Origin of the sequence: Brucella tritici (assembly GCF_008932285.1) — a bacterium.
Classification (GTDB): domain Bacteria; phylum Pseudomonadota; class Alphaproteobacteria; order Rhizobiales; family Rhizobiaceae; genus Brucella; species Brucella tritici.
In genome coordinates, this window is sequence record NZ_WBVY01000004.1 from 1 (window position 1) to 13046 (window position 13046).

Sequence of the window (13046 nt, forward strand, 5' to 3'; positions counted from 1 at the left end):
CGCTGTCCTTCACCTGGCCTGATTGACTGTTATAGCGATCATGTGGAGGACATCGTCAGCGCTGCAGCCGCGCGAGAGGTCGTTTGCGGGTTTGGCGAGGCCCTGGAGCACGGGGCCGATGGCTTGTGCGCCGCCGATGCGCTGGGCAATCTTGTAGCCGATATTGGCGGCTTCGAGATTGGGGAAGACAAAGACATTGGCATTGCCCTTCAGCGGGGAATCCGGTGATTTGGCATGGCTGATCGCTTCCACGAATGCCGTGTCGAACTGCAATTCGCCATCAATGCACAGATCGGGCTTGCGCTCCCGCACCGTCCGGGTTGCCTGCACCACCTTCGACACACGCTCATGGGCGGCGCTACCGCCGGTGGAGAAGGACAACATGGCAACGGCTGCGTCCTTTTCCATCAGTTGGCGGTATGAATCGGCCGACTGGATGGCGATATCGGCAAGCTGCGCGGAATCCGGTTCCACCACGAGGCCGCAATCGGCAAAGACGAAAGCGCCCTTCTTTTGATGATGCGACTGGCACAGCAGCATCAGGAAGAAGCTTGAAACGAGTGAAGCGCCTTCAGCCTTGCCGATGATCTGCAGGGCATGGCGCACCACATCGGCGGTCGTTGCGACTGCGCCAGCCACCGTCCCATCCGCATCGCCTTCGCGTACCATCATGGCGGCGAAGCCAAGCGGTGTCTTCACCATCGCCTCAGCCTGTTCTTCCGTCATGCCCTTGGCCTGACGCAGCCGATAGAGTTTTTGCGCATAATCCGCGCTCAAGCTCGATGTCCTGGGATCGATGATCGCGATCTTCAATCCGTCGATCTGGCTGCCGATGATGCTTTCGGACCCCAGAAGCGTGATGCGGGCAATGGCTTCACGCTCGGCACGCAGCGCCGCATCGATGATGCGCGGATCTTCGCCCTCGGCCAGTACGATGTGGCGCGGCCTCGACCGGGCTTTCTCAAAAATCTTTTCCAATGGCAGCATGGCGCAATCTTTTCAAAAGGCCGGGAGTTGCGCTCCCGGCCTGATCATTACAGCATGTCTCCCGAAAGTGGGAACCGGTTTCGGGATAAAGACATGCGTAAAAACAAACGGATAGAGCATTTCCAATGACACAATCAAAACAGGAAATGCTCTGACGAACTGGTTCAGACAGGCATTTGCTGGCGCATATCGGCCTTGTCGATACCGGCCACGACGACGGGCTTCTTCATCGCATCGCGGCGGAATGGTTCGCCCAGTTCCTGATTGAGCACGACTTCGATGAAGGTGGTCACCCCCTTGGCCTGCTCGTCGATTGCCGTCTGCAAGGCCTCGGTGAGCGCCTGCTGGCTATCGACGGTCACGCCCTTGAGGCCGCAGCCATCCGCCACCTTGGCGTAGCTCAGGTTCGGATTGAGCTCGGTGCCGACGAAGTTGTTGTCGTACCACAGCGTCGTATTGCGCTTTTCGGCACCCCACTGATAGTTGCGGAAGATGACCATGGTGATTGCAGGCCAGCCCTTGCGACCGATGGAGGTCATCTCGTTCATGGAGATGCCGAACGCGCCGTCGCCGGCAAAGCCGACCACCGGCGTGTCGGGCTGGCCGATCTTGGCGCCGACGATGGACGGGAAGCCATAACCGCAGGGGCCGAACATGCCCGGCGCCAGATATTTGCGTCCGTGCTCGAAGCTTGGATAGGCATTGCCGATGGCGCAATTATTGCCGATGTCGGTGGACATGATGGCATTCTTCGGCATGCCGGCCTGAATGGCGCGCCATGCCTGTCGCGGCGACATGCGGTCCTTTTCGCGCTCGCGGGCACCGGCATTCCAATGCGTGCCCGGATCGTCATCTTCATGATCCATCGAGGAAAGCTGCTGCAACCAGGCGGACTTGCGCTGATGGATGAGTTGCTTGCGCTCGTCACGACCGGCATTGCCTGCATTGGCTCCCAGCTGGTCGAGGATCTGCTGCGCAACCTGCCTGGCGTCGCCGCAAATGCCGACCGATATCTTCTTGGTGAGGCCGATGCGATCGGGATTGATATCGACCTGGATGATCTTGGCGTCCTTCGGCCAGTAATCGATGCCGTAGCCTGGCAGCGTCGAGAACGGATTGAGACGGGTGCCGAGCGCCAGAACCACATCGGCCTTGGAGATCAGCTCCATCGCGGCCTTGGAGCCGTTATAGCCGAGTGGACCTGCGGACAGCGGATGGGTGCCGGGAAAGGCATCATTATGCTGATAGCCGCAGCAGACCGGCGCATCGAGCCTTTCGGCAAGCGCGATGGATTCCGGGATTGCACCACCAATGACGACACCGGCACCGTTGAGAATGACCGGGAATTTTGCTTCCGTCAGAAGCTTTGCGGCCTCGGCAATGGCATCGCGTCCGCCGCTCGGGCGTTCCAGCCGCACGATCTGCGGCAGGTCGACATCGATGACCTGGGTCCAGAAATCGCGCGGAACGTTGATCTGTGCCGGTGCGCAGCCGCGCCATGCCTTCTCGATCACCCGGTTCAGCACTTCGGGAATGCGGGTCGCATCGCGCACTTCTTCCTGATAGCAGACCATCTCCTCGAACAGCGCCATCTGGTCCACTTCCTGAAAGCCGCCCTGACCGATGGTCTTGTTGGCAGCCTGCGGAGAGACGAGCAGCATCGGCGTGTGGTTCCAGTAAGCCGTCTTGATGGCGGTCACGAAGCCGGTCACGCCCGGACCGTTCTGGGCAATCGCCATACCCATCTTGCCCGTCACACGCGTATAACCGTCACAGATCAGCGCCGCATTCGTCTCATGCGCGCAATCCCAGAACGTAATGCCAGCCTTCGGAAACAGATCCGAAACCGGCATCATCGCAGAACCGATGATCCCAAATGCATGCTCTATACCATGCATCTGCAAAACCTTAACAAACGCTTCTTCCGTCGTCATCTTCATGGCGCGTACCTTTCTTGGAATTCAGAGAACTTCATCTTTCAACGCATACCAGCGATACATCGCGCGCTGGCCTATGCGCCTGAATGGCGTCAGCATGCCGTAACTCGGCAGCTCGGAGGTGAAGATCGGCAGGTCCAGTCCCTGTCCACGACCGGTCATCAATTGGGCAACCCGACGTCCAGCCTGCGCGGAATACATCACGCCATTGCCGCCGTAGCCCATGGCATAGTAGATTTCCTGCGTCGGGTCGGGACGATAGATGCGGGGCATCATGTCATGACTGACATCGACCCATCCCCACCAGGAATAATCGATCTTGATGCCTTTCAGGGACGGGAACTTCCGGTAAAGGCCAGAAAGTAGCAGATCGTAGTGTTTAGGGTTCGGTGCATCGGCTCCAGTAATGGCGCTGCGGCTGCCGATCTGCATCCGCCCGTCAGGCAGAAAACGATAATAGTGGCGAAGCGTCCGCGTGTCGGTCAGCGGAATGCCAGTCTTCGGGCCGCATGCTTCAATTTCGTCCGGCGTCAGTGGTCTGGTCACAACAGAGTTCGACAGCACCGGCATCAGCCGGTAACGGGTAAGAGGATGAAGGCCGGGAGAGGTATATCCCGCCGTCGCAAAACATACTTGTCGCGCCTTGACGGTACCGTTCGGCGTGTTGAGATGGAAAACATTACCGTTCTTGCGGCAGCTGAGAACCGGGCTTGCAGTATGCACCTTTGCACCCAGCTTGCGGGCAAGCCGAAGATAACCGAAGGCGAGCTTTGCAGCGTGAATGCCAATGCCGTCCGGTTCGTACATTGCGCCGCGGGCTTCCTGATCCAGGATGAAGTCGCGGTGAATCTCGTCGCGGCCAACCATGCGCGTCCGATAGCCGAACACGTCGTTCAGCAGGCGCGATTCTTTCTCCAGCGAGGGAATGACCTTGTCGCGATGGGCGATGTACAGATGGCCACCATCCTGCGGATCGCAATCGACTTCCGGTTCGGCAATGAGTGCACGAAAGAGATCGAAACCCTCGGCAATTTCCTTATGCAACTTCCGGGCTACGTCTACACCCCAGCGCTCGATCCATTGCGAACGCTTGAGCCGACCGGCTGAAATCTGCGCCTGACCGCCATTACGGGTGCTGCAACCCCAGGCAACGCCATTTGCTTCCAGTACCACGGCCTTGACGCCATGATCCCGGGCGAGATGGATCGCTGCCGAAAGACCAGTATAGCCCGAGCCGACGATAACGACATCGGCATCGACGTCTCCGCGAATAGGGCCATCGTCTTCCGGCGTCGGCCCGGCAGTGCCGATCCAGTAAGTCGGGGCATAGTCGCGCCCCTGTCCAGGCGTCTTCGAAACCACCGGATCATAGGCTGGATCGAATGGCTGGGTGGCAGAGAAACTGTTGAGAGTTTGGGTATCCATATGTCGGTCCTCCAAATCACCGACGGACATTGTTGGGGCTTACGCCTTCAGCAAAGGCCGGTTCTTGCGGAATGCCTGCTTGCGGACGATCTTGCCGTCACGCTGTGTGAAAAGATCGCAACCTTCAGCCTCGACGCGTGCGCCGTTGGCATCCGTTCCGCGAAAGGTCCATTCGGACACGGCACGGTCGCCGCTCACGAAGTGTCTGTGTCCATCCCACTTCACATCGGGCATGGCAGCCCATACGCCGGAGAAAGCCTTGGCGATGGCATCCTTGCCTTCGAGACGAGCGCCGTAAACTTCCTCGCCGCCGATGGTGTAGAACACGCAATCATCAGCGAAAAAGGCCATAATCGCGTCGATGTCATGCCGGTTGAAGGCGTCGAAGAGGTCGGAAAAATGCTTCTCTGTGAGTTGTCCGGCGGACATTCGAATGCTCCTTGATACGTCTGAAATCTGCCCTGATTTCGGGCAAAGCTTCCCCGTGGCGCGGCAGAATTGCCGCGCGATTGATGTTGCAAATGAGATTTCGGTCGGGTCGGTTAAAGCGATTGCAGCGCCATCAGACTTTACCCTTCCATGGGATGAGGACCTTTTCCATGTAACGGATCAAAAGGTCGAAGGCGAAAGCGAACACACCGATGACGATGATGCCCATGATGACGGTGTCGCTGGCCAGAAACTGTGCCGCGTTGAGCACCATGAAGCCAAGACCGCGATGTGCCGCCACCATTTCCGCTGCAACCAGCGTCGTCCAGCCAACGCCGATCCCGATGCGCATGCCGGTGAAGATTTCCGGCATGGCCGCTTTCATGATGACTTGCGTTATTACCTGCGTCCGGGATGCGCCCATCGCATAGGCTGCATGGATCTGTTCGGTTGAGACCGAGCGCACGCCAGCCCTGGCTGCAATCGCCATTGGAGCAAAGATCGCGAGGAAGATGAGGAACACCTTCGGGAATTCGCCGATACCAAGCCAGATGATAATCAACGGCAGATAGGCAAGCGGCGGCAGTGGTCGGTAGAACTCGATAATCGGATCGAGAACGCCACGAACGAAGCTGCTCATGCCCATCATGATGCCGATGGGAATTGCCGTGATGCAGGCAATCGCGAAAGCGCCCAATACGCGCCCAAGGCTTGCAAGGGTATGTTCAGCCAGAGTGGAGTTTGCCACGCCATCAGTCATGGCCACCATGAACTTGCCATAGACCGCGAAGGGAGAGGGGAGAAAAAGCGGCTTGACCCAGCCCATCCCCGTCACGAGAAACCAGAGCCCCAGCAAAATCAATGCGGTCACCAGGCTGATGAAGCCACTATTGCCGTCGCCGGGGGCGCCATAGATTTTACCGGGTTTGACTGGTCGTGCCCGAGTGAGGAACTCAAGCATGGACCAGTTCCGGGTTTCCTGATGCACGTTCATCGCCATAGATAATCCCCAGAATTGTCTCACGCATCTTGATGAAATCGGGACTGGACTTGACGGCGCGCGCGTCACCGCATTCCAGAAAGCGTCGGTTGAAATCCAGATCATAGGTATGGGTGATCCGTCCGGGACGCGGTGACATGACGATCAGCCGCGAACCAAGGAACAGGGCCTCTTCGACGCTGTGGGTGATGAAGAAGAACATTTTATTGGTCACTTGCCATACCCGCAGAAGCAATTCCTGGATCGTTTCGCGGGTGAGGGCATCAAGCGCTGCCATTGGTTCATCCATGAGCAGCATTGCCGGATCGCAGGTCAGTGCGCGGGCAATGCCGACACGCTGCTGCATACCGCCGGAAAGCTGGTAGATTTTGTGATTGTGGAAATCCTGCAAGCCTACAAGGGCCAGATTCTTGGTGGCACGCGCACGGCGTTCGGCCTTCGGCACACCTTGAAGCTTGAGGCCAAACTCGGTGTTGTCAATCACATTGAGCCAGGGAAGCAGCGCATGTTTCTGGAACACGACACCTCTGTCGGCGCCGGGACCACGCACTTGCCTTCCACCCAACGTAATTTCACCGGATGACGGGATCATGAACCCCGCCATGAGATTGAGAAGCGTGGTCTTGCCGCAGCCGGACGCACCAAGCGCCACCACGAAATCCCCGCTGTCGATGCGCAGATTGACACCCTTCAGCGCAATCACGGCTTCTTCCACATAAAGACCGGGATAGGTCAGACTGACATTCGATACGTTCAAGGTTTCCATGACGTCACCTTTCGGAAACGAGAGACGGTTCCGGCACAAACCAGAAGGTAAAACACTACAGGAACCGTCTTGGTTCAGCGGCAAGCCCGAAGGCAGGCCGCTGGCGGAGGCGCTTGAATTACTTCACGTAATTACTTCGCGGCGGCTTCAGCAAAACTGCCATTTACATTGCCGCTATAGTCATCCAGAGCCTGATCGAGCTGCTTTTGATCGACGAGGAATTTCGCGCTCTGAGTGACAGATTTGAGCGCACCACTGTCTTTGCCACCACCGAGCCAAGTCGGTGAGGCTTGTTCTTCTGCGGTGGGGAAGGACAACAGTGCAAGTGCACCAGGTATGTCAGCGGCATTGCCGCCGATCAGCTTGACCATGCCTTTGACTTGTTCGGAATCCGCTGTCCATTGACTGCCATTGGCCTTGTAGTCAGCATAGGCGTCCTTCAACACAGTGGTGAAGGCGGTCATGAATTTCGGGTTTTCACTGGCGAAGCTCTTGTCCACCACAAGTCCGTCGAAAGTTGGAACGCTTTTTGCGCCGATTTCTTCAGAATTGGCAATTTCCTTGCCAGTCTTGAGGATTTCAGAAAGAGCAGGGGGCCAGACATAGGCCGCATCGATATCGCCACGCTGCCAGGCAGCAACGATCTGCGGCGGTGTCATGTTGAGGATCTCCGCGTCACGCGGATTGATCTTCCAGATATCGTCCATGCCGACCAGAAGATGGAAGTGCGAGGTCGAGACGAAAGGCACGCCGATCTTCTTGCCCTTGAGGTCTTCGGGCTTCTCGATGCCTGAGCCTTCGCGCGCTACCAGTGCTTCCGATTTACCGATATTATCGAGGATCCAGAAGAGTTGAAGGTCGACGCCACGTGTAGCGGCTGCTGCGATGCCCGTTGAACCGATAACGCCAATCGGCACATTCCCGGACGCAAGTGCCGTCGAAATATCGCCACCCGATGCGAACTGGCGCCAGTCGATCTTGTATCCGGCTTCCTTTGCTGCCGCATCGAACTTTCCGTCAGCGATCGCGGTCAGAAATGGCCCGACGATCTGCTGATAGCCGACCACGACCGTGGTTTCGGCATAGGCCGCAGACGTTGAAAGCGCTGCTACGGCCGAAAATAACACCACCCGTTTTATGCTATTGAAATAGTTCATGGAGTTCCCCTTCCATTTAAGAACCATGCCTGACCTAGTCACGACTGCTGGCGTTTTTCGCCAATCTACAGTTCCAGTTACAAACGATAGCCATCTCATCAAATTTGCCTTATATCCAGTTGGAATAGTCAATAAGTCCAGTTTGGTGATCAAGATGGCCGTGCCTGAAAATTGGAATGCGCGCCCACCTTACCGTCGAAATTATTCCACGTGGAGAAACAGAAAGAAGAAACACTATTGCTAAGTGAAGCATGAAGCTGAAAAACTGACGCGAAGTTGGGCGTAATTACAGATATACTAATGGAGTAATGCCTTGGATGCCGTCTCCCCGACAATCTTCTTCATAGATGGCAGCCGAAACACCGGATTGCAGTCGCAAATCCGTGAAACGACTGTATCGGCCGTTCTATCCGGTGGTGTTTTACCGGGTGCGCGTATGCCTTCGACGCGACGGCTGGCGGATTATCTGAAAGTCTCGCGCCTGACTGTAACGCTGGCTTATCAGGAGCTCGTTTCTCAGGGGTATCTGGAAGTGCGGTCACGCAGTGCCTATCATGTAGCCACGACGCCGCCTATCAGCCGTCCCGACAGGGATTTTTTGCAGACACCCGATACGGCTGTCGACTGGTCGTCCAAACTGCGTCCCGGCTTCAATATAGCCAAGACCATTCGCAAGCCGCTCGATTGGCGGAAGTATCGTTACCCCTTTCTCTATGGCCAGATGGACCAGACCTTGTTCGATCTGGCCGCATGGCGCGATTGCGCCCGGCGCGCCCTAGCTCGGGAAGACTTCATCCTCATGGCTGGGGATTTTGCTGCTGCTGACGATGTGGAACTGGTCAATTATATCCGCTCACGCACGCTACCGAGCCGCGGAATACGGGCCGAACCAGACGAGATATTGGTCACGGTGGGAGCACAGAACGCGCTTTGGATCGTCAGCCATCTGCTTTTGACGCGACGTTCGCATGTCGTGTGCGAGAACCCAGGGCATCCGGATATCAGCGCGACGCTTCATCTGACAGGAGCCCGTGTAACGGCCCTCGACGTTGACGAAGGTGGCTTGCCGCCGGAACGATTGCCCGATGGGATTGATGCGGTCTTTGTTACACCAAGTCACCAGTCTCCAACCGCTGCCACCATGCCACGCGCGCGGCGTATTGCACTGCTGGAAGCAGCGGCGGAACGCGATTTTGTCATCGTTGAAGATGATTACGAATTTGAGATGAGCTTCTTGCAGCCGCCGACACCGGCGCTGAAATCGCTCGATCAGTATGGCCGTGTTCTTTATGCGGGCAGCTTTTCAAAGTCACTGTTTCCGGGACTTCGGCTCGGCTATCTGGTCGCTCCAGCGCCAGTGATCCGCGAGGCGAGGGCGTTAAGGGCACTCATGCTGCGTCATCCGCCGGGCCATCAACAGCGAACCGCCGCCTATTTTCTGGCGCTTGGTCACTATGATGCGGTCATCCACCGTATGCGGATAGAGTATCACAAGCGCCATATCGTCATGATCGACGCGCTTAATCGTGAAGGATTGAAAATCGCCGGAAAATCGGCCTTCGGCGGCACGGCATTCTGGATCGAAGGACCGGAAGGCATGGATGCCGATAAGCTCGCACGTGATTTGCGCGAGGACGGCGTGTTGATCGAGTCAGGGTCGCCGTTTTTCTGGAGCGACGACCGGCCATGTCGTTATTTCCGTATCGCTTATTCTTCCATTCCGATCAATCGGATTGCGGAAGGTATCGAGCTTCTGGCTAAAAGAATGCGGCAAATCTCGTCGTTCCCGAACGGCTGAGTTCAGCCTGCATTCATGTGGATTGCGATAACGGATTTGTGAAGCTGCCGGAATTTGCCCCAATTCGATGGATATCGCTAGCGGCTCTACGGCGTTTTTGCCCGCGAATCTATGGGTGAGACGCATATCAATTCTGCCCTCCAGAAGGAGAAGGATTTATGTCTATTCGTTCGAAGCTTCTTGCCACGGTTGCCGTGCCGGTTCTCTCGGCCTCCATTCTTGCACAACCCGTATTGGCGGATACGCTGACAGCCCCAATCCTGCTGGCACAGGAAAATGGAGACCAGCAGCCGTCCGACGAACAGTTGCAGCAGCAACAGCGTGAGGCTGAAGGGCAGCAAAAGGCAGCAGAAGAAGAAGCGCGCCGGGCAGAAGAACAGCAGCGCGCTGCCGAGGAAGAGAACCGTCGACAAGCCGAAGAGCAGCAAAAGGCCGCTCAGGAAGAAACTCAGCGTCAGGCAGAAGAGCAAAAGCGTGCCGCGGAAGCAGAGGCGCAGCACCAAGCCGAAGAGCAGCAAAAAGCTGCCGAACGCGAAGCACAGAAGCAAGCCGAGGAACAACAGAAGGCCGCAGAACGCGAAGCTCAAAAGCAGGTTGAAGAACAGGCCAAGCAGGCTGCCGAGCAGAAAAAGGCCGAGGAACAGGCGCAGCGCCAGAGCGAACAACAGCAGAAGGCCGCTGAAGAGGCTGCTCGCAAGACCGCTGAGTCTCAAGAGCAGGCAGCACCCGCCGAGAAGCCGGTAAAGGAAGCTCCAGCGGCGGAACCGGAAGCGAAGCCTGAGCAGCCTGCAGCCGAAAAGCCTGCCAAACGTACTGTAAAGCCAGCCAGGGAGACTCCGGCTCAGGAAACGGAAAAACCAGCCGAGCAACCGGCAGAGGCAACCCCTTCGCAGAAAGAGCCAGCCGAAGAATCGATTGTTGAGCATCCTGAAGAAGCTCAACCGCAAGAACCGAAAGCAACAGAGGCACCGCAGAATCAGGCTCAGCCCGCACAGCCCGTTGAGCAGCCGCAATCAACCGAAGGCCAGCAACAGCCTGTATCGAATCCAGCGCCTGAGCCAGCGCCGGAAATAGTCGATCAGCGATCGACTGAGGAAAAGCAGGAGATTGCGAAAGACCCTGCCAAGACAGACGACACCGTTGTCTTGCCGGTTGAAAATGGCGCCGCCATTCTCGACAGCGACAAGGATGCCGACAATTCTGGTGGGAGCCAGTCGCGTGAAGAGCGTCGCAAGCAGCGTGAACAACAGCGTTCCACCGAGGAAAATGCACCGCCCCCGGCAAACGATGCGGCGGCACAGGTCGCTATTCCCGAGGAAGTGAAGGCAGCGCTGCCACAGAAGATCGAGGCCAACCTCAAGGAAGAGGGTACTCGCATAAAGGAAGCGCCAGCTTTTGCCGTGCCGGAAACCACCAATATCGTCAACCACACGGTGGTGAACAATACGGTGATCAACAATACAACGGTCAATAACGTGACCAACAATGTCTCGAACGTCAAAGTTATCGAGGAAGTGGATAATCGCGTCATTCTGGATGTGGGTGATCGCATCTTCGTGCGCGGCGATGATCGCCCCAGATTGCGCCGTGATGCGGAACAGACCTATTACGATGAACTGCCGCGCGGACGCACCCGTGAAACCATCGTTCGCCCGGGCGGAAACCGGATCGTCACGGTTTATGATCGTTACGGCGATATTCTGCAGCGTTCCCGTATCGATCGGGACGGCAACGAACATCTGATGATCTATGCGCCGGAATATGACGACAATCCGCGCGCTTCGATTATCGATGTTGGCTATGAACTGCCCCCGATGCGTCTGACTGTCCCGGTGCGGGATTACATCATCGATGTTGCAGACGATCCTGAACGCGATTTCTATGATTTCCTGGCGATGCCGCCGGTCGAACGTGTGGAGCGTGTTTATACGATTGACGAGGTTCGTCATTCTGCCCGTCTGCGCGACAAGGTGCGTCGTATCGATCTGGACACGATCCACTTCGCGACGGGAAGTGCCGAGGTTTCGATGTCGCAGGCCAAAACGTTGCGTAAGGTTGCAACCGCCATGCAGAAGGTTCTGGCGAAGGACCCAGGCGAAACATTTTTTATCGAAGGGCATACGGATGCTGTCGGTTCAGATCGTTCGAACCTAGTCTTGTCCGACAAACGTGCTGAATCCGTTGCGAGCCTATTGACGGAAGTATATGATATTCCGCCAGAAAACCTCGTCACTCAGGGCTACGGCGAACGCTTCCTCAAAATTCGCACGCAGGCGGCTGAGCAGGAAAATCGCCGCGTCACCATTCGTCGCGTGACCCCGCTTGTCCGCCCAGTAGCGCAGCGCTAAACAAAAACACCCGGATGCGGTTCTCGCATCCGGGTGTTCCCATTGAAATTATTTCGATCAGGCGATCTTGGGCTGGATCGCCGTTACCTGAGCAAGCATCTGCTCGCTCATCGGACGCGGCTTGACTGCTTCAATTTGCACCATGAGTTCGGCGATTTTCTCGGCATCCATAACGCCGCATTCATAAATCTGGATGATTTCGCGCGCCATTTCGTCTTTGTGGGGAGAGGTAATCGGGCAGCGGGTCATAGCTTCGCACGACTTCAAATAAGCCGCTTGCAGCTCCTCCAACTCGGCGGGTTTGAAACGCCCGAAATAGTAATCTCTCGAAAATGGCATTCTGTGCATTCCGCAGATGGCTCACGGACAGGTCATTCCATCCAAAAGCCTATAAACTCGTGCGATCCGCTATACTATAATAAAGCCGATTGCAAAACTTTATACCCGAGAATTGTTTACTTTATGTAAAACACTCTTCGTACAGCAAATCTTGAGGAATTGCGTGGCTGTCTTTCGCTTGGATATTCGCCGCAACAGCAATAAGTCCAGGAGCATTTACAATATAAGTTGATTGATTGGGTATCCTTTACCAATGATTTCGGCGCGTATCTGGGTTCGAAAACTGTTCCACATTTCCTGGGAAGAGTTCTAGTGGATTTTTCGAATTTGACGTTTGAAACGGGATTGTTATCGGGCGGGTATCAAACGTCAAATTCTATTCACTAGATGCGAGCGAGTTCCAGCTTGGCTACGATATCCGCGATGTTGTCTGGATCCTGTTCGCCCGTTTCATATGCTCTAATGATCGCTCGTGCGAGCATCTCTTTATCTTCGTGTGTTGTGGGACATCGATCCAGCAATGCACAGCAACGATTATAGGCAGCCTGAAGCGCCTGAAGATCATTTGGCGCATAAGTACCCTGATACTTGTTACCGCGAAATGGCATGGACGCCTCCCCATTTGATTGATTGAACCCCTAATTCAGGGGGAAAGCAACTGATCGTTTTATGACAGCGATATCAGACCTATCACGATAGTGTTTTTGGCAATCTGGCACTTCCCGATGCACATAGCGATAATCTCTGTTTTCCAAACCGTCGGGTTTGAAAGCGCGCGGTAAGTTTGTTGAAAGCTGGTTGAAAGCTTGCCTGCGGTAACCATTCAGAACCGATTGAGGAATCGGCGCATATCAGGAGGG

At 56.1% G+C, this 13046-nt stretch carries 11 protein-coding genes; 2 read left to right on the forward strand and 9 right to left on the reverse strand.

All coding sequences use genetic code 11. The features are described from left to right. Window positions 1-9 precede the first annotated feature (9 nt). The 7 genes from pta to tauA all read right to left on the reverse strand — a co-directional run bounded on the left by pta (window position 10) and on the right by tauA (window position 7701). Window positions 10-987 (reverse strand): phosphate acetyltransferase, encoded by a 978-nt coding sequence (pta, locus tag F9K94_RS14420; protein ID WP_151646443.1) that lies wholly within the window; start codon window positions 985-987, stop codon window positions 10-12. A gap of 164 nt (window positions 988-1151) precedes the next feature. Continuing rightward, window positions 1152-2927, reverse strand: a complete 1776-nt coding sequence (xsc, locus tag F9K94_RS14425) for a sulfoacetaldehyde acetyltransferase (RefSeq protein WP_151646445.1) — start codon at window positions 2925-2927, stop codon at window positions 1152-1154. Window positions 2928-2948: 21 nt separating this feature from the next. Next, complete coding sequence (locus F9K94_RS14430) at window positions 2949-4349, reverse strand: NAD(P)/FAD-dependent oxidoreductase (RefSeq protein WP_151646447.1); 1401 nt, start codon at window positions 4347-4349, stop codon at window positions 2949-2951. Between the two features lie 39 nt (window positions 4350-4388). Continuing rightward, window positions 4389-4778 (reverse strand): nuclear transport factor 2 family protein, encoded by a 390-nt coding sequence (locus F9K94_RS14435; RefSeq protein WP_151646449.1) that lies wholly within the window; start codon window positions 4776-4778, stop codon window positions 4389-4391. Window positions 4779-4911: 133 nt separating this feature from the next. Beyond that, window positions 4912-5739 (reverse strand): ABC transporter permease subunit, encoded by an 828-nt coding sequence (locus F9K94_RS14440; protein ID WP_151558832.1) that lies wholly within the window; start codon window positions 5737-5739, stop codon window positions 4912-4914. Then, a complete protein-coding gene (locus F9K94_RS14445; protein ID WP_025091973.1) occupies window positions 5732-6544 on the reverse strand; it encodes a taurine ABC transporter ATP-binding protein in 813 nt (270 codons plus the stop codon). The genes F9K94_RS14440 and F9K94_RS14445 overlap by 8 nt, the downstream gene beginning before the upstream one ends. A gap of 131 nt (window positions 6545-6675) precedes the next feature. Next, the gene (tauA, locus tag F9K94_RS14450) at window positions 6676-7701 is read right to left on the reverse strand and encodes a taurine ABC transporter substrate-binding protein (protein ID WP_151646452.1); all 1026 of its coding nucleotides are present in this window, start codon (window positions 7699-7701) and stop codon (window positions 6676-6678) included. A 313-nt stretch (window positions 7702-8014) separates the two neighbouring features. Between tauA and pdxR the strand changes: the two genes are divergently transcribed. Together pdxR and F9K94_RS14460 are read left to right on the forward strand one after the other, a co-directional pair. Continuing rightward, complete coding sequence (gene pdxR, locus F9K94_RS14455) at window positions 8015-9499, forward strand: MocR-like pyridoxine biosynthesis transcription factor PdxR (RefSeq protein WP_151646454.1); 1485 nt, start codon at window positions 8015-8017, stop codon at window positions 9497-9499. A gap of 158 nt (window positions 9500-9657) precedes the next feature. Further along, complete coding sequence (locus tag F9K94_RS14460) at window positions 9658-11847, forward strand: OmpA family protein (protein WP_151646456.1); 2190 nt, start codon at window positions 9658-9660, stop codon at window positions 11845-11847. A 57-nt stretch (window positions 11848-11904) separates the two neighbouring features. Here the strand turns inward: F9K94_RS14460 and F9K94_RS14465 are convergent, their stop codons facing one another. Beyond that, the gene (locus tag F9K94_RS14465) at window positions 11905-12186 is read right to left on the reverse strand and encodes a hypothetical protein (protein ID WP_061345259.1); all 282 of its coding nucleotides are present in this window, start codon (window positions 12184-12186) and stop codon (window positions 11905-11907) included. A 383-nt stretch (window positions 12187-12569) separates the two neighbouring features. Further along, window positions 12570-12794 carry a hypothetical protein gene (locus F9K94_RS14470; protein WP_061345260.1) on the reverse strand — a complete coding sequence of 75 codons (225 nt, stop codon included), beginning with the start codon at window positions 12792-12794 and terminating at the stop codon, window positions 12570-12572. Window positions 12795-13046 lie beyond the last annotated feature (252 nt).